Source organism: Mediterraneibacter sp. 210702-DFI.5.30, assembly GCF_020560115.1.
Classification (GTDB): domain Bacteria; phylum Bacillota; class Clostridia; order Lachnospirales; family Lachnospiraceae; genus Mediterraneibacter; species Mediterraneibacter faecis.
The window spans coordinates 70012-87142 of the sequence record NZ_JAJCME010000009.1 but is presented as its reverse complement, the minus strand read 5'-3'; the positions used below and the strand labels follow the sequence as shown (position 1 = coordinate 87142).

18 protein-coding genes are annotated in these 17131 nt (G+C 36.4%); all 18 read left to right on the top strand.

Annotated features, from left to right (window positions below):
• Positions 1-6 precede the first annotated feature (6 nt).
• The 18 genes from LI126_RS10665 to LI126_RS10580 all read left to right on the top strand — a co-directional run bounded on the left by LI126_RS10665 (position 7) and on the right by LI126_RS10580 (position 17089).
• Positions 7-1317 (top strand): sugar phosphate nucleotidyltransferase, encoded by a 1311-nt coding sequence (locus LI126_RS10665; protein WP_227165355.1) that lies wholly within the window; start codon positions 7-9, stop codon positions 1315-1317.
• A 21-nt stretch (positions 1318-1338) separates the two neighbouring features.
• Positions 1339-2304, top strand: coding sequence for a type I phosphomannose isomerase catalytic subunit (locus LI126_RS10660; protein ID WP_227165354.1), 966 nt, complete (start codon positions 1339-1341; stop codon positions 2302-2304).
• 25 nt (positions 2305-2329) lie between these two features.
• Positions 2330-3070 carry a WecB/TagA/CpsF family glycosyltransferase gene (locus LI126_RS10655; protein WP_227165353.1) on the top strand — a complete coding sequence of 247 codons (741 nt, stop codon included), beginning with the start codon at positions 2330-2332 and terminating at the stop codon, positions 3068-3070.
• A gap of 15 nt (positions 3071-3085) precedes the next feature.
• The gene (locus LI126_RS10650; RefSeq protein ID WP_227165352.1) at positions 3086-4027 is read left to right on the top strand and encodes a capsular polysaccharide synthesis protein; all 942 of its coding nucleotides are present in this window, start codon (positions 3086-3088) and stop codon (positions 4025-4027) included.
• A gap of 240 nt (positions 4028-4267) precedes the next feature.
• Entirely contained in the window at positions 4268-4477 is a 210-nt protein-coding gene (locus LI126_RS16320) for a capsular polysaccharide synthesis protein (RefSeq protein WP_227165351.1), read from the top strand.
• Positions 4452-5507, top strand: a complete 1056-nt coding sequence (locus tag LI126_RS10640) for a glycosyltransferase family 4 protein (RefSeq protein WP_227165350.1) — start codon at positions 4452-4454, stop codon at positions 5505-5507. Before LI126_RS16320 ends, LI126_RS10640 begins: the two co-directional genes overlap by 26 nt.
• A gap of 23 nt (positions 5508-5530) precedes the next feature.
• The gene (locus LI126_RS10635) at positions 5531-6673 is read left to right on the top strand and encodes a glycosyltransferase (RefSeq protein WP_227165349.1); all 1143 of its coding nucleotides are present in this window, start codon (positions 5531-5533) and stop codon (positions 6671-6673) included.
• Between the two features lie 13 nt (positions 6674-6686).
• A complete protein-coding gene (locus LI126_RS10630) occupies positions 6687-7613 on the top strand; it encodes a glycosyltransferase family 2 protein (RefSeq protein WP_227165348.1) in 927 nt (308 codons plus the stop codon).
• A gap of 16 nt (positions 7614-7629) precedes the next feature.
• Positions 7630-8895, top strand: a complete 1266-nt coding sequence (locus LI126_RS10625; protein WP_227165347.1) for a hypothetical protein — start codon at positions 7630-7632, stop codon at positions 8893-8895.
• Positions 8888-10330 (top strand): lipopolysaccharide biosynthesis protein, encoded by a 1443-nt coding sequence (locus LI126_RS10620; RefSeq protein ID WP_227165346.1) that lies wholly within the window; start codon positions 8888-8890, stop codon positions 10328-10330. Before LI126_RS10625 ends, LI126_RS10620 begins: the two co-directional genes overlap by 8 nt.
• Entirely contained in the window at positions 10330-11517 is a 1188-nt protein-coding gene (locus LI126_RS10615; RefSeq protein ID WP_227165345.1) for a CDP-glycerol glycerophosphotransferase family protein, read from the top strand. Before LI126_RS10620 ends, LI126_RS10615 begins: the two co-directional genes overlap by 1 nt.
• Positions 11518-11543: 26 nt before the next feature.
• Positions 11544-11705 (top strand): hypothetical protein, encoded by a 162-nt coding sequence (locus LI126_RS10610; RefSeq protein WP_227165344.1) that lies wholly within the window; start codon positions 11544-11546, stop codon positions 11703-11705.
• A gap of 16 nt (positions 11706-11721) precedes the next feature.
• On the top strand, positions 11722-12759 hold the full coding sequence (locus tag LI126_RS10605) for an NAD-dependent epimerase/dehydratase family protein (protein ID WP_227165343.1): 1038 nt from the start codon (positions 11722-11724) through the stop codon (positions 12757-12759).
• A gap of 2 nt (positions 12760-12761) precedes the next feature.
• Positions 12762-13208 (top strand): adenylyltransferase/cytidyltransferase family protein, encoded by a 447-nt coding sequence (locus LI126_RS10600; protein WP_227165342.1) that lies wholly within the window; start codon positions 12762-12764, stop codon positions 13206-13208.
• A gap of 5 nt (positions 13209-13213) precedes the next feature.
• Positions 13214-14239 (top strand): acyltransferase family protein, encoded by a 1026-nt coding sequence (locus tag LI126_RS10595; RefSeq protein WP_227165341.1) that lies wholly within the window; start codon positions 13214-13216, stop codon positions 14237-14239.
• A 17-nt stretch (positions 14240-14256) separates the two neighbouring features.
• Positions 14257-15825 (top strand): aldolase catalytic domain-containing protein, encoded by a 1569-nt coding sequence (locus LI126_RS10590; protein ID WP_227165340.1) that lies wholly within the window; start codon positions 14257-14259, stop codon positions 15823-15825.
• Positions 15826-16176: 351 nt separating this feature from the next.
• The gene (locus tag LI126_RS10585) at positions 16177-16389 is read left to right on the top strand and encodes a DapH/DapD/GlmU-related protein (protein ID WP_227165339.1); all 213 of its coding nucleotides are present in this window, start codon (positions 16177-16179) and stop codon (positions 16387-16389) included.
• 37 nt (positions 16390-16426) lie between these two features.
• A complete protein-coding gene (locus tag LI126_RS10580; RefSeq protein WP_227165338.1) occupies positions 16427-17089 on the top strand; it encodes a DUF1919 domain-containing protein in 663 nt (220 codons plus the stop codon).
• Positions 17090-17131: the final 42 nt, after the last annotated feature.

Below are 17131 nucleotides of genomic sequence, written 5' to 3'. Positions count from 1 at the left end.
AAAATTATGAATATTATTTTACTTTCTGGTGGTTCTGGTAAGCGTCTCTGGCCCCTTTCCAACGATGTACGTAGCAAGCAGTTTATCAAACTGTTCAAGAATAATGATGAGTATGAATCTATGGTTCAGCGTGTTTACCGTCAGATCACTACGGTAGATGCTGACGCAAAGATCACCATTGCAACGAGTAAATCACAAGCAAGTGCCATCAAGAACCAGCTGGGTGAGAAGGCTTCTATTTGTGTAGAGCCTTGTCGCCGCGATACATTCCCGGCCATCGCACTTGCCGCGGCTTATCTCCATGATGAACTGGGTGTTGATGAGAATGAAGCAGTTGTTGTCTGCCCGGTTGACCCGTATGTGGATAGTACCTATTACGAAGCTGTAAAGACCCTGCAAGAGTTGGCAGAGCAGGGTGGAGCAAACCTGACTTTGATGGGTATTGAACCGACTTATCCCAGCGAGAAGTATGGCTATATCATCCCGAAAAACGGCGAAAATGTCAGCAAGGTAAAGGAATTCAAGGAAAAGCCAGATGTGGAAACCGCTAAGAAGTATCTGGCTCAGAGTGCACTGTGGAATGCAGGTATCTTTGCATTTAAGCTGGGGTATCTACTGGACAAAGCACATAGCATGATCGACTTTGAGGATTATCGCGATCTGTTTAATAAGTACGATACCCTGACCAAGATCAGCTTTGACTATGCTGTGGTCGAGAAAGAGTCCAGTATCCAGGTTCTGCGTTACAGCGGTGACTGGAAGGATGTTGGCACTTGGAATATGATGGCAGAGGTTATGGCGGATAAGACCAAAGGCAAGGCCATTCTGGATGAAACCTGTGAGAATACCAATGTGGTAAATGAACTGAACATTCCGATTCTTTGTATGGGTTGTAAGGACATGATTGTTGCAGCCAGTGGTGACGGCATTCTGATCGCTGATAAAGAACGCAGCGGTTACATGAAGCCTTATGTGGAAAAAATCGAGACGGAGGCAATGTATGCCGAGAAGTCTTGGGGTACTTATACGGTCATTGATGTGCAACCGGGTTCTATGACTGTCAAGATTTCCATGAGAGCCGGCGAACACATGGCATATCACATGCACAACTACCGTGAGGAAGTATGGACGGTCGTTTCTGGTAAAGGTAAGGCAATCGTTGACGGTATGGAGCAGGTACTCCGCACTGGTGATGTGATTACCATTGCGGCGGGCTGCAAGCATACTGTTGAGGCTATTACTGCACTTGATATGATTGAAGTTCAGCTTGGAGAAGAAATTAGCGTCACAGATAAGATTAAATTTCCGATGGAATAAAAAACAGTGGGAGACAGAGTAATGGAAATCATGAAATTGATTCCGACGGGTAAGGATTATTTGTGGGGTGGTACTCGACTTCGGGAAGAATACGGAAAGAAAATAGATTTAACACCATTAGCAGAAACTTGGGAATGTTCGGTTCATCCGGACGGCCCAAGTTATGTGATGAATGGTACATATAAAGGGAAAACACTGGCTGAAGTGCTGAAAGGTCATCCGGAATACCTTGGTACAAAAGTAGAAAACGGTGAACTTCCGGTTTTAGTCAAGTTTATCGACGCCAAGAAAGATCTCTCCGTACAAGTTCATCCGAGCGATGAATATGCGAGAGAGCACGAAGGGGACAATGGCAAGACCGAAATGTGGTATGTCATTGATGCTGACGAAGGAGCCAATCTTATTTATGGTTTCCGGCATGAGGTGACGGAGAAAATTCTCCGAAAGGCAGTTGAAACAGGAACACTGGATAAGCACTTGCAAAAAGTTCCAGTTCACAAGGGCGATACCTACTTTGTTCCGGCGGGGACTGTGCACGGTATTGGCAAGGGTATTTTGGTAGCAGAAATTCAGGAAAGCTCCAATGTAACCTACCGTGTCTACGACTATAATCGCGTGGACAAGAACGGTAAAAAACGGGAACTGCATTTTGATAAAGCTGTGCAGGTTATGAACATGAAGGTTGCACCGGATGTGAGTCAGAAACCGAGAATGGTGAAATACTATTTTGGCTGCTCTCGTGAACTACTTTGCCGCTGCAAATACTTTGAAACAGAGCGAATTCAGGTCACAAAGGGCTTTGCATTTTCTGTCATGGATGCCTCTTTTCAGGTGCTGATGTGCCTGAACGGATATGGTGAAGTGCAGACGATGGATGCAGAGCAGAAGCCGATGCGGTTCAGCAAAGGTGAAACACTGTTCTTGCCGGCAGGACTGGGCAGATGCTTGGTTGTTGGTGATGCAGAGTTGATTAAGGTTCGGTGTTAAATCAGTCGGTGGTGAGGATGAATAAATGGCAAGAATGAAATTTATGAATACGGAGATTGATAACCTGACAATGCAGGAAACATTGCAGGCCATTGATCAGTTGATTCAGGAAAATAAAAGTGCATATGTGGTGACACCTAATGTGGATCATATTGTGCAGCTCGAAACAAATAAAGAACTGCAGGCTGTATACAAGAATGCATCTTTAATTTTGACAGATGGCAAACCCCTGCTGTGGATAGCCAGCTGGTATGGCACACCGATTAAGGAGAAAATATCTGGATCTGATTTATTCCCACTTCTGTGCAAGATGGCCGCTGAAAAAGGATATAAGATGTTCTTTCTGGGCGCAGCGGAAGGCGTGGCAGCAAAAGCTGCTGAAAATCTTATGAATAGATTTAAGGGATTACAGGTCGTGGATACATACTCTCCACCGTTCGGTTTTGAAAAAGACCCTGTGGAAATGGATAAGATTAAATCTATGATAAAAGAGGCAGCTCCGCACATTTTGATTGTTGGCTTTGGATGCCCCAAACAAGAAAAGTTTATGTACCACCATTGTGCAGAGCTTGGAGTTCCAATTTCCTTTGGGCTGGGGGCTAGTTTCGATTTTGAAGCTGGAAATATTAAGAGGGCTCCACGCTGGATGGCAAATCATGGGTTGGAGTGGCTATTTAGGATTACGCAAGATCCAAAGCGCATGGCAAAGCGTTATTTAGTCGATGATAGAAAAATTCTTGGATTAGCAATTAAGTACAGAAAATAAGATGGAGGAAGAGTAATGGGAGCATTTCAGAATATTGGTGTTAGCGATTACCTAAAACGCTATGGGTGGAAATATGGTATTCAAAGAGGTGCTTTCACTGCATTTCCGTTCCACGTTGTAAATGACTATGAAAATAAGAAAATACTCTATTATAGCAAAGTTGAGAAGAAACTGAAAAAGAAATATCTAAAATCTGCATCAATAGATCCAGAGGGATTAGAATTTGGAACAATAGAAGTTGATAATCCTATATGGGTGTATTGGAAGCAAGGATTAGATCAGGCTCCGGCTATTGTTAAAAGCTGTATCAATTCAATAAAGAAGAATGCTGATACTGAAGTTATTGTTATTACAGATGATAACGCCGAGCAGTATGTGAAATTTCCGCCGTATATTATGGAAAGGCTAGCAAAAGGTACAATGTCAACCGCGGCATTTTCAGATTTGCTGAGATTTTCGTTATTGGAGCATTATGGTGGAACATGGATTGATTCTACAGTGTACTTAACAAACAAATTGCCGGAGTACATTACTAAGAGTGACTTATTTGCTTTTCAGGATTCTTTTGGATTGATAAGAAATCCTGCATTGATGAGTGTTTGGCTTTTACATAGTACTCCCCATAATGAGGTAATACGGAAAACCAGAAATGTGGCATTTAAGTATTGGGAAAATCAAAGCTATGTGGTTGAGTATTTGTTGCCCTATATAATTTTAACAATGATACTTGAACAACATCCGGAAACGTTTTCTAAAATGCCATATGCTAATAGTGATTATACTCATTTGATGCTAGAACATATAAATGAAAAATATGATGAAAACCTAATGAATCACATATTGAGTTTATCTAGTATCCATAAATTATCTTATAAATTAAAGGACGAGGCTTATACAAATAAAGACAATCTTTACCACAGAATAGTAGCCAATATTCTTGGGGGGGGCAGAGCCTAAGTAACACAGAAGTACAAAATCACTAGAAAAATATAGAAGACATTCAGCTTATTTCATCGGCGATTACGAGAATCGAAAGGTACTTTATTATCGAAAATCTATGCAAAATTGAAAAAGAAATACCTGGTATATGCGGAGTGTGATCCAGTCGGTATAGGATTTGGAAATTTTGAAGTAAATAATCCAGTATGGGTTTATTGGAAACAAGGGTTAGAAAATGACAAGGAAAGTCAATAAAAGATGCCGTATGCTAATAGTGATTATTGTCATTTGATGCTTAATAATTTGGATTTACCGTTTGATGAGAATAAATACAAGCATATTACAGAATTGTGCAATGTTCATAAGTTGACATACAAGCTATATAAAGATGTTACGGAAGATAAGAATAATTTTTATAGCAGAATAGTAAGGAAAGAGGAATATGCAAAAAGTAGTAATCAATGGTGACTACCTTGCATTTAATACATTTGCAGGGGTGAGTCGCTTTGCAACAGAAATTCTTGCGGAATTGGATTTAATGGTGAAGGATTTAAAGGTTGAACTGCTTACACCAGAATATGTTGAGAGTTTGCCAAAGTTTAAAAATATCAAAATTGTAAAAATTGGACAGCAACCGATTTTGAAGTGGAAAAATACAGCTCTTCCACAATATGTTAAGAAACAAGATGCTCTTTTAGTCGATTTGACGCAAGCCTTTCCGTTTGGGGTGAAGGGAATTACATGTGTGCATGACTGTATTCCTGAACTGGTTTCCACGGCATATAGTGGTGTGTTTGGAAAACTGGTGAAGAAGCCATTGAAACTAATTCAACGGAGAGCTGTTATTAAAAATAGTGTGGCAGTTATTACGGTAAGTGAGTTTTCAAAAAAAGATATCGCATGTTTATATCATGTAAATCCAGAGAAAATAACAGTTGTGGGAAATGCATGGCAGCACATTGAGAAAACAGCGTATGATGATGCCATAATTAATAAGTATAATCTTGAAACAAAGAAATTTTACTTTTCTTTGGGAAGCAGAGTAGAGCATAAAAATCTGAAGTGGATTGTTTCTGCGGCATTACAAAATCCAGAATCTGTATTTGTGGTTTCTGGAGAAAATAGTTACAGCAAAGGATTTGATGAATCTCAGTTTCCGAAGAATATTATTTTTACTGGCTATATCAGTGATGGAGAAATTAGAAGTCTGATGGCCAATTGCAAAGCATTTATTTTGCCGTCAATTTATGAAGGCTTCGGAATTCCTCCTATGGAAGCCTTGGCTGAGAATGCACAAATTATTGTATCGAATACCTCATGTCTGCCGGAAATTTACAGTAAGTCAGCACATTATATTGATCCTTATCAGTTAGAGAATATAGATTTGGATAAGATTCTTGCGGAGCATGTAGAGGACCCAGAAGCGGTATTGAATAAATATAGCTGGGAAAAATCGGCGAAAACACTGTATTCATTGATTTGCAGATGCATGCGATAGTAGAAGAGAATGCGAGGTATGTTATGAAAATTTTATATCTGATACTTCTTTATAACGGCGAGATTAATGGTGGACATACATACCGTATGGCTACAGCCAAAGCATTAAAAAATCTTATTGGTTATGAAAATTTAGACATTGTCTTATCGGAGCTGGATACATCTGATTGGGGTTGCAATGTTGTAATGCGAATGAAAAGCTATTCATCCGGAAAGGAAAAGCTGAGAAATTTATTAGAAGGTAACATTACACAGAGAAGCAATAAAGATATTGATGAAATCGTTAATCTTATTAATAAGAATCAGTATGATATTGTTTTGTTTGGAAGTTCAGAAACTGGAAAGCTCGTTAGCGAAGTTAAAAGAAGATGTAATGTAAAAACGATGACATGGTATCACGATATTGTTGCTGATGTCATTGAGCGAAAGAAAAAGACAGAGTTTAACTTGAAAATGCTTCCAATTTGGAATACTGAAAAGAAGGCAGAGGGAACGGATGCGAGATTAACAGACGTTCCAATTGTTTTACATAGAAGAGATGCAGATCTTTTGCAAAAATATTGGGGTCGGAAAACGGATGTGTTTATCCCCATTGCATTAGAGGACAAGTTTGTTCCTTATGATTACAGTGCTGAAAGTGAAAAGAATGAAAAGCTACAGTTGCTATTTGTAGGGGCATACAACTGGTCTGTTAATGTGGAAGCTGCAAAATGGTTTTGTGAAAACGTGATGTCGAAGTTAAATGACTATGCTGTGCAATTTAATATCGCGGGATTTCAAATGGAAAACCTCTTAAAAGATGGATGGGTTGGGCAGTATAAAAATGTAAAAGTCTTAGGTACTGTTGACGATTTAGCTGAAACGTATAAAAAAGCTGATGTTGTAGTAGAACCGATTTTGACTGGATCGGGAATGAAGGTAAAAACCGCAGAGGCATTGATGCATGGAAAAGAAGTGATAGGAACACAAGAAGCTCTTGTTGGCTATGATGAGCTTTCCGATAAGGTCTGCGAAACGGCGGAGGACTTTATTAGTACGATAATTCGATATAGCACTAACAGGCCAGCACGGTTTGTTCCTTTAAATAGACTTGCATACGAAGAAAACTATTCTATAAAGGGTATAGAAAATAAACTTAGATATGCAATTAGTAAAGCGGAAAAGTAGGGATAGAGTGGAAATGAAGAAACAACCGTTAGTGTCAATAATAGTGCCAGTATATCATGTGGAAAAGTATTTAGATGACTGTGTTAGAAGCATATTGCAGCAGACCTATTCGAAGTTTGAGCTGATTTTAGTAGATGATGGATCAGATGATATTTGTCCACAAAAATGTGAAGAGTGGAAAGCAAAAGATGCTCGTATTAAAGTAATACATAAAATCAATGGTGGCCTTTCTGATGCAAGAAATGCAGGTCTTGAAATAGCTGGAGGAGAATATATTGCATTTGTTGACTCAGATGATTTTGTTCATGAACGTTATATCGAAGAACTTCTAAAAATAATTGAAGAAAATGACTGTGATATAGCAATTTGTGGATTTCAGAAATTTATGGATGGAAGGCCAATAGAAAATAAAGAGCTTAAACATATGGTTAGATGCTTGCAGCCGGTAGAGTGCTATCGGAGCACAGATGCTTATTATGATGTTGCATGGAACAAGCTGTATAAAAGAAGTGTTATTGGAGATATTCGGTATCCATACAGAAAATTACATGAAGATATTTATACGACATACAAGATCATTTTTTCTGCTGGAAGAATTGGAACAACTGAGGATGAACTGTACTTTTACAGGCAACGTGGAGATAGCATTATAGGAAATCAAATAGGAGCACCAGGAATTGATATTGAGGAAGCTCTTTGGGAGAGAATTAATTTCTTTAAGGAAAGAGATTCTGCTGTATATGCTAATGCGCTAGAAACTTATGTATCTAATGTATATAAAATTTTAAATAACACAACTAAAAAGGTGCAAAGTGGAGATACAAAGATAATACTTCAAAGATTGAAGAAAATAGCAAAAGATGTTTTTAAGCAGAAAACTTTGGGAGTGGTAGATAAGTTGAAAATTTATATAAAAATTTGCAAATGCCAAAGAGTATAAGGCGGAAAGGAAAACTGTGAAGATTAAAGTGGTACGTATAAGATCGCTGTTAGAATACGCAATCATATTTTTATATGTGATTAGTAGTACTATGGCCGTATGGCGATATGTACCTGAGAATAGTAAAACAGCGAATATGATTACTTATATGATATATTTGTTGGTCGCAGTATATGGCATTGCAAATATAGTAATAGGTGGTAGTGGAGAAATCAAAAAAAGAGATATTACTCTAGTTGCATTAGTTCTATCTTATAATATTTTATATTCAATAATAAGTCGAGATACATCATCTATATTTTATATGTGGATGTTGTTACCACTGATAATAATGCTTATTTTGTGTTGTAGTTTAAAAAACTGTGGCCGTCTAAAGCAGTTTGTAATGGAGTTCGAAACAATTATTTTAGTACTTGCGATTATTTCTTGTATTTTATATTTTGGAGGAGAAATATTTCATATATTGCCATATAAAATGATAGCTGTAACACGAGGTGAAATGGCAACATATTCGATAAAATCGTATTTTGGACTTACTTATATAGGACAGTCACAAACTGTATTTGGGATAACATTTGCAAGAAATACAGGCATTTTTTTGGAAGGCCCATCTTGGGGAAGCTTCTTATGGCCGGCATTTTTTGTGGAGTTGTTTGTTAAAGAGAAACCATCAAAATTTAATGTAATAGCTCTTTCAGTGACGGCAATAACAACTTTTTCGGCTAAGGCGATTATTTTTATGATGATCATTGCTGGACTGAAATACATAAGTGATTCTGTTATAAAAACGCATGAAGGAGATACAAAGTTTAATTACAAGGTTCTTATATGGCCGTTTCTTATTTGTGTGATTTCTATAATAGTATTTAATTTGCTGACTTCTAAATCAACATTTGAAGGCGGTTCTATTGTTGCAAGATTGGACGACACAGTCGCAACATTTGCGGCATGGAAGAATAACGTATTATTTGGATGCGGATTCTATAATGAGTCTTATATTAGATCGTTTATGACTGGTAATACGCTGAGAGGAAATACAGCGGGACTATTAAAAGTATTTGCGTTAGGCGGAATTTTTATTGGAATAGAATATTTGGGAGGTATTATTCTTTTTATAAAAAATTCGTTGAATAGTGTCTGTGAAAAAATTGCTTTCGGTGGATTGTTCATCATTAATTTGTTTTTGTCAAGTACATTTAATTCTTTGTTTTCTCTTTTCTTTGTAGCACTTGGGTTGACTTATATTTTAGGTAAAGGGAATGGATGTATAACCGATGAATGATAAAAGAAGCGTATTTTCAGGTTTGTTCTGGAAGTTTAGTGAAAGAATATTAGCACAGGGAGTTTCGTTCGTTGTTTCCATAGTTTTGGCAAGACTTCTTATGCCAGAGGATTATGGAACAGTTGCAATGGTTAATGTTTTTATCACGATTGCAGATGTGTTTGTTGTCAGTGGCTTTAGCACAGCGTTAATTCAAAAAAAGGATGCGGACGATACTGATTTTTCTACGATATTGTATTGTAGTTTGTTGGTAGCGGTTGTAATCTATATTATTTTATTTGTTTCAGCCCCTTTTATTGCTGATTTTTACAACACTCCGATACTTTGCAATGTGATTAGGGTGTTTAGTTTAAGAATGCCACTTGCAGCATATAATTCTGTTCAGCATGCTTATGTGTCCAGGCATATGCTTTATAAAAAATTTTTCTATTCTACCTTATTTGGAACGATATTGTCTGGATTTGTTGGAATTGCAATGGCATATTATGGGCTTGGAGTTTGGGCATTGATTGGTCAGTATTTTACAAACTCTATTGTGGACACAATTGTTCTTTCATTCACTGTTGAATGGAAGCCAAAGTGCCTTTTTTCAATTAGCGCAGCAAAAAAGCTGATGAGTTATGGTTGGAAAATATTGGCGGCTGACTTGGTGGGTACGGTCTATCAGCAGTTGAGATCATTTATAATTGGAAAAGTTTACACATCATCGGATCTTGCATATTACAATCAGGGAAAAAAATTCCCGGATTTAATTACAACGAATGTTGATGGAACAATTTCGACGGTACTGTTTCCCGCAATGTCTAATTATTCTGATGATAAAGAACGAGTTGGAAAAATGGTAAGCCGAGCTATGAGAGTGTCGTCGTTCGTTATTTTTCCACTTATGATTGGTTTGGCAGCTATTTCAAAACCACTTGTTTTAATTATGCTTACAGATAAGTGGCTTCCCGCAGTGCCATTTATGCAGATTATGTGTATTTCAGGTGCAATAAATTCTGTAACTAATGCTAATTTGCAGGCAATGAAAGCAATTGGCAGAAGTGATATTGTATTGAAATTGGAATTTGCAAAAAAGCCTGTTGGTCTATTAATGATAGTTGTAACGATGAATATCAGTGTGACAGCAATCGCATGGACTATGCCTGTTTATGCGATTTATGCAGCCGCCGTAAATATGAAGCCAAATAAAAATTTGATTGGCTATGGATTGAAACGTCAAATTAAAGATCTTATACCGGCAACGGTCTACTCATTAGCTATGTACTTTGCAATTAAAGTGGTTTCCTTGGTTGAATTGCCGATACTTTTATCATTAATCTTACAGGTTATGACGGGAGCAGGTGTATACCTAGCCCTTGCATATTTTACAAAGGCAGATGCTTTCCAATATATTGTTGGATATGGAAAAGATTTAATAAAGAGGAAAATATAATGGAAAGAAGTTATTTGAATCGGTTACATGATGCAGCTTATTATAAAATTGTAGTTCCATTTGAAAATTTCGTTATGGCTGTTTTTCCTGTTAAAAATAATAAAGTTGTATTTGATAATTTTTGCGGTAAAGGATATGGCTGTAATCCCAAATATATAGCGAATGCTTTGTTGAATACTACAGAGTCCCCCAATATTGATATTGTATGGGTTGTTAATGATATGAGCGTTGAAATGCCTAAGGGAATTAGGAAAGTTCAATATGGAACATTAAAGGCAGCTTATGAATGGGCGACGGCAAAAGTTTGGGTTGATAATGTAAGGAATTCAAGAAAAGTTCACAAAAAGAAAAATCAATTCTATATTCAGACTTGGCATGGTTCCATTGGTTTGAAAAAATCAGAGCAGGAGGTTGAGGATTCTCTCCCGGTCAACTATGTTAAAGCCGCAAAGCACGATGGAAAAATCACTAATTTGATGATTTCCAATGGAAAATATAGGACGGATAGGTATCATAATCATTTTTGGTATTCAGGAGATGTTTTGGAATGTGGATTTCCTAGAAACGATATTCTAATAAATCCTACAAAAGAGGTAAGGGATAAAGTCTATAAGACATTAGGAATTGCTCAAAATAAGAAAGTAATTCTGTATGCACCAACATTTAGATTAAATACTGTAGATCCGAAAGATCCAGTTGCACCGTTCAAATTCGACTATGAGAATTGCAGAAAGAAGCTTGGAAAAAAATTTGGTGAAGAATATGTATTTCTTCTTCGGATGCATCCTAATATTGCAAAATATAGTAATTTGTTTTCTTTCTCAGACGATATAAAGAATGCTACAGGTTATCCAGATATGCAGGAGCTTTTGGCAGTTTCAGATGTTCTGATCACCGATTATTCTGCATGTATGTTTGATTCGATGATTGCAAAACACAAAGTGTTTCTTCTGGCTAAAGATATTGATGAATATACGAGTCGAGAACGTGGATTGTTATTTAATTTTAGAGAGCTACCGTGCGCATTAGCAGAATCGCAAGAAGAATTAGAAGATAATATTCAAACATTTGATATGAATGATTATCTGGAAAGGTGCAACAGTTTCTTCAAGAAAATTGGATTCAAAGAGCCTGGTACAGCTTCGGAAACAGTTGCTAATTTAATTATAGGTAAACTGAACAGTTGAATTATGTTCTATGAGGAGGGGCAATATTGATATATAAACAGAGAATTGCTTATATTGATTTAGTTAAAGGTATTGGAATTTTCTGTGTATTGTTTGAGATTCTTGTTCCGAATGGTGGCATGGTGAAACCGGCGATTTATAGCTCCCATATGCCACTTTTCTTTATTGTAACAGGTATTCTATTATAAGGAAAGGAGAACTTTAATGGAAATTTTAAAGGACAGTAAAATCGCTGAGACTGTTGGCAATAGTACTTTTTTAATTACTGGGTCGACGGGCATGATTGGTCAAAATATTGTTAAGTTATTGCTGAGATATAATGACGAATTTGACACCAACATTCGTGTTATAGGACATGCCAGAAATGCAGAAAAATACAAGAAAATTTACGGAGGTATGTTGCATAGGAATGATTTGTGTTCATGCTTTTGTGATGTGACTGCATTGAACATCAGTGAAAAGGTTGATTATATTGTTCACACAGCATCCATTACTGGTGGGAGCAAGCAGCATATTGATTATCCAATGAGAACTATAGGAACATCTATTGACGGAGCACGTGCCGCATTAGAAATGGCGCGTGAACAAAAAGTTAAAGGAATCGTATTTTTGTCATCATTAGAGGTGTATGGAAATACTGGGCAAGACAAAAAGTATATTACTGAAGAGGATGGCGGATACATTGATCCGATGAATGTTAGAAGTAGCTATTCGGAAGGAAAACGTATTTGTGAGTGTATGTTTTCGGCATACGCTAAGCAATATGGGGTTCCTGCAACAGTAGCTAGATTAACCGCTTCATTTGGACACAGTGTATCTTATCGTGATAATAGAGTCTTTGCTCAATTTGCCAAAAGTATTTTGGATCATAAAGATATTATTCTTAAATCGACAGGAGAAACCGTTCGGGATTATTGCGATACGGAAGATGTGGCGAGAGCACTTCTGATTTTGTTGATAAATGGTGTTCCGGGAAATGCTTATAATGTTGCAAATATGAACACAGAAATCTCAATTCGCAAGTTGGCAGAAAGATTTATAGAACTTTATCCGGAAAGCGGGTCTAAACTTGTGTTTGATTTGTCAGAGGATGCTACTAAGTTTGGGTATAACAAGATAATGCGGAATGTGTTAGATTCAAATAAACTGCAAAATCTGGGATGGTATCCGAAGTATAATATTGATGACATGATAATTCATCTTATAGAGTCGATGAAGTCAAGTGAAGAAAGGGAAAAATAATTATGGCAAAGAAGTATAAAAGAGGTTTTACAGTGGGAACATTTGATATGTTTCATATTGGCCATTTAAATCTGGTGAAGCAGGCAAAAGAATACTGTGATTATTTGATTGTGGGTATTCATTCGGATGAGTGGGTAATGCACTGCAAAAATAGACCGACAGTTATTAATTATGAGGATCGCGCAGCTATTGTTGCAGCAATAAGATATGTAGATGAAGTTGTAAAAAATGAAACGCGCAGCAAAATGGAGGCGTGGGAAAAGTATCATTTTGATGTGGCATTTATTGGTGATGATTGGAAGGGAACGGAAGTATGGAATAAGATCGAGGCTGAACTGAAGAGTGTGGGGTGTGATGTTGTTTATATTCCTTACACAAAGGGGATTTCAACCACACAGATTCGTGAAAAACTAAAAGATGCTTCGACTACAAAAATTGAGAATAAATAAAAATTATGGATAAAAATTCTACTCGATCAATATTGAATAAAGATAGAATTATATATTTGGATATTGCTAGAGCACTGACGATTTTTTGTGTAATACTTGGACATGTAGTCGATTCAAACACAAGTACTAAAGAGTTGTTATATGCTTTTCATATGCCGGCATTTTTCATTTTGTCAGGGATATTTTGCAAAGATAGTGTGGAATCGATAGAGGAAATTAAAAGATTTATTAGACGTAGATTTTACCGATTGTTAATTCCGTACATTGTGTGGGGATGTATTTATAGCCAGTTTTCCTTTAAGAACCTATTGTACATTTGCTATGGAACAAGGGAAACCTTAATTCGTGCGGATTCCCTTACGTCGCTTTGGTTTTTACCAACACTATTTGTGGCCGACATAATAGTTGAACTTATGATATATGCAGCATCTTGGCAACAGAAGGAAGCGTTAGAATATGTAGGAACCATTTTGTTTCTTGTGATTGGTTTTATTATGCCACATACGAAATTCGGCGATCCACTGGGGATAGATATCGCATTTGTAGCTGCTTCATTTATGATGGCCGGGCATATATTGAAAAAAGTGATATTCAAAAAGAAAATTCGGTTACAAAAATTTGGAACTGCTTTAATATTCGGATTATTGGGCTGTGTTTGTCTAGGCACAGGAATATATTTTAACAATCCATCCGTTGGATATGTTTTGATGGCTAATGCAATATACGGGAATGCGGGTGTTTTTCTACTAGGTGCTTTAGGTGGTACGGTTATATTACTAAGTCTTTCTATATGTATTGATTGTACCTTAGAGAGAAAAAATGCCTTAATATGGATTGGGCAAAACACAATGGGTATATTTTTAGTGCATAAGCCGTTTGTTGAACTATTTAGAAAATTTATGAGTGGATTGGGTTTTGATTATAATTGTATTCCACTTACAATATTCATTGCATTGATGAGTCTGGCATTGTCATGCATAGTTGTTCAAATAATCACGATGTTTATGCCAACTTTATTTGGAAAAGATTAGTTTCAAGGAGAAAACATATGAATAAAATTTATTTGCTCGATTGTACATTACGTGATGGCGGATATGTAAACAACTGGGAATTTGGAGAAGAGAACATTAAAGAGGTAGCTCGAAAAGTTGTTCAGGCTGGTGTTGAAATTATTGAATGTGGATACCTGAGTACTAAAAATGCTGGGAACAAAAATGTAGCAAGATATACTAATATTCAGGATGTTAGTAGGGCATATGCTCCGGCTAAGAGTACTCATCAGGATTATGCCGTAATGGTAAACTATGGAGAGTATCCAGAAAGCCTACTTGAAATGGTTTCGGAAGCCAGTCCGATTATTCGAGTTGCATTCCATAAAAAGGATCTTGAGGGTGCTTTTGAGTATTTTGAAAGTCTAAAGAAAAAGGGTCATCGTTTTTATGTGCAACCAATGGGGGCGCTTAATTATAGCGATGAAGAATATGTCCAACTCATTAGAAAAACTAATGAGTTGGAACCGGAAGCATTCTATATTGTAGATAGTTTTGGCGTTATGGAATTAAAGGATTTTCGCAGACTGCTGTTCTTGACTGATAACAATCTGAAAAGTGACATTAAATTGGGATATCATTCACATAATAACTTGCAGCAGGCTTATAGCAATTCGAAATATATGGTTGAGCAGAATTTGGATCATGATTTGATTATTGATGCAAGCGTTTTTGGAATAGGACGTGGTGCAGGTAACTTAAACATAGAGTTATTTGCAAAATACTTAAATCAAAACTTTGGAAAGACATATAATATTGAACCTATTTTAGAAGTGTTTGATGAATGCTTAAAGCCGATATTTGCGAAGAACTTTTGGGGATACTCTTTGCCGTTTTATCTTTCTGCAATTCACAACTGTCATCCTAACTATGCAGCATATTTTGCAGAGAAGAATACGCTTACAGTTCGTTCGATGCATGAAATTTTGACGATGATTTCTGAGACAGATTGTAATTCTTTTTCCATTGAAAAGGCGAGCAACTATTATACAAAATATCAAGAGAGATATGTGGATGATCATGAAGCAGTAAATAGACTTAAGGAAAAAATCACAGGACGTTCCATACTTATTTTGGCACCAGGATCATCTTTGGTAAAAGAACAAGATAAAATTAAAGCGTACATTAGAACAAATAATCCAATCGTTTTTGGTGTAAATAAAATTTCACAAGAATATGACTATGACTACTTATATTTAGCAAATGAAAAACGTGTATCTAGTTTGCCAACGGAAAAGGTAAAGGAGTACATAACAACTTCCAATCTGGACTTTAGCGAAGGAATTCGTGTTAACTATGCTTCTTATCTGTGTGATGATGCAGATATTTCTGATGATCCTACCTTGATGTTGATTAATTTGCTTATGTCAATTGGCATCAGAACGATTACAATTGCAGGTTATGATGGATTTAGTGCAAACCCGGATGAAAATTATTTTGACACTAGAATGTCTCTTGGAAGCAATATTGAATCGAAAATGAAAAAGAATGATTTGATTCATAAACAGGTTCTCAAATTAAAGCAGCAAATTGATCTTGATTTTTTGACTGATACATTATATTTGTAATGCATAAGAGGAACGGTAGGGTATGATAAAAACAAAGTAAGATTTAAAGTATTATATTGAGCAAGATAGAATTGCAAATAAGGTGAAGAAGGCATCAGCTTATCGGATAACATTTTATAATTACTATAAAAAGATTTGGAATTTCCTTTTTTACATGAGAAAATATGAATATCACACAAATGCACGGGGGGACACAAACTCCTTGTCAAATACTATGAGATAAAGAAAGATGCTATTGGTTGAAAATTAGGATTTTCGATCCCAGTAAATACTTTTGAAGAAGGACTTTGCATACACCATTATGGAAGTATTGTAGTTAGTACTGAAGCTAGGATTGGGAAAAATTGCTATTTGATAGGTGATGTTTTTATTGGTCAGACAAGGAAACTTGGAGCTCCGATTATTGGTGATAATGTTGGCTTTGGAGCAGGCGCAAAAGTAATTGGACCAGTTCGTACGGGATCTAATGTGAGGATTGGAGCCAATGCAGTGGTGACAAAAGATATTGAAGACAATGTTAAGATTGCAAGTGTTTCGGCAAAGGTAATCGGTAGATTGTATTAATACTTCTTTTTTGCCAAAAAAAGGGAGGAGAGATGCTATGAGTGCTGATATTGTATTGAAACCGTATCGTCGTATGCAAGCAAGATTACATGAACGGTGGTGCAATGTTCAACGCAGAAGATTAAGAAACTATAGTCCAACAATTATTTCGAATAATTGTTGTGCAGGATTTATTTATCATGACCTTGGTTTAAAGTTTAATTCGCCGACGATTAATTTGACAGTGAAAAATTTTCCGTTTTTTATTCAACATCTGAAACACTACTTGGGGTGTAATCTAGTTGAAACAGATTATAGCAACAAATATGGATTTCCAACTGGTAAGTTAGTATCCGAGGTATATCCAGATATTGATATTTTATTTAACCATTATGAGAGCTTTGAGGAAGCAAGAAAAAAATGGTTTGAACGTGTGAAGAGAGTTGATTATTCAAATATTTTTTATATCATGGAAACGTATGATAATTTCTTTCCACAAGAACTTGAAGAATATCAGAAGCTACCATATTCAACAAATAAAGTAGTGTTGACGCATAAAAGACATCCAGAGATGGCTGATGCGCATTATATTGGAATAGGTAATGGAATGAAAAAATTCAAGGGAGGGGATACATTCAAATTGAGACCCTTTTCCGGAAAAAGATATCTTGATGATTTTGATTATGTATCTTTCTTGAATGGGAAGGAAATTAAGGAATAATGAGTGATAAGGAATTGTCAAATAAAGGCATACAGATGAGTA

Excerpts from the sequence above, each read along its gene's own strand:
- LI126_RS10665 (WP_227165355.1), top strand. The coding sequence starts at position 7 with ATGAATATTATTTTACTTTCTGGTGGTTCTGGTAAGCGTCTCTGGCCC.
- LI126_RS10660 (WP_227165354.1), top strand. The coding sequence starts at position 1,339 with ATGGAAATCATGAAATTGATTCCGACGGGTAAGGATTATTTGTGGGGT.
- LI126_RS10655 (WP_227165353.1), top strand. The coding sequence starts at position 2,330 with ATGGCAAGAATGAAATTTATGAATACGGAGATTGATAACCTGACAATG.
- LI126_RS10650 (WP_227165352.1), top strand. The coding sequence starts at position 3,086 with ATGGGAGCATTTCAGAATATTGGTGTTAGCGATTACCTAAAACGCTAT.
- LI126_RS16320 (WP_227165351.1), top strand. The coding sequence starts at position 4,268 with ATGCCGTATGCTAATAGTGATTATTGTCATTTGATGCTTAATAATTTG.
- LI126_RS10640 (WP_227165350.1), top strand. The coding sequence starts at position 4,452 with ATGCAAAAAGTAGTAATCAATGGTGACTACCTTGCATTTAATACATTT.
- LI126_RS10635 (WP_227165349.1), top strand. The coding sequence starts at position 5,531 with ATGAAAATTTTATATCTGATACTTCTTTATAACGGCGAGATTAATGGT.
- LI126_RS10630 (WP_227165348.1), top strand. The coding sequence starts at position 6,687 with ATGAAGAAACAACCGTTAGTGTCAATAATAGTGCCAGTATATCATGTG.
- LI126_RS10620 (WP_227165346.1), top strand. The coding sequence starts at position 8,888 with ATGAATGATAAAAGAAGCGTATTTTCAGGTTTGTTCTGGAAGTTTAGT.
- LI126_RS10615 (WP_227165345.1), top strand. The coding sequence starts at position 10,330 with ATGGAAAGAAGTTATTTGAATCGGTTACATGATGCAGCTTATTATAAA.
- LI126_RS10605 (WP_227165343.1), top strand. The coding sequence starts at position 11,722 with ATGGAAATTTTAAAGGACAGTAAAATCGCTGAGACTGTTGGCAATAGT.
- LI126_RS10600 (WP_227165342.1), top strand. The coding sequence starts at position 12,762 with ATGGCAAAGAAGTATAAAAGAGGTTTTACAGTGGGAACATTTGATATG.
- LI126_RS10595 (WP_227165341.1), top strand. The coding sequence starts at position 13,214 with ATGGATAAAAATTCTACTCGATCAATATTGAATAAAGATAGAATTATA.
- LI126_RS10590 (WP_227165340.1), top strand. The coding sequence starts at position 14,257 with ATGAATAAAATTTATTTGCTCGATTGTACATTACGTGATGGCGGATAT.
- LI126_RS10580 (WP_227165338.1), top strand. The coding sequence starts at position 16,427 with ATGAGTGCTGATATTGTATTGAAACCGTATCGTCGTATGCAAGCAAGA.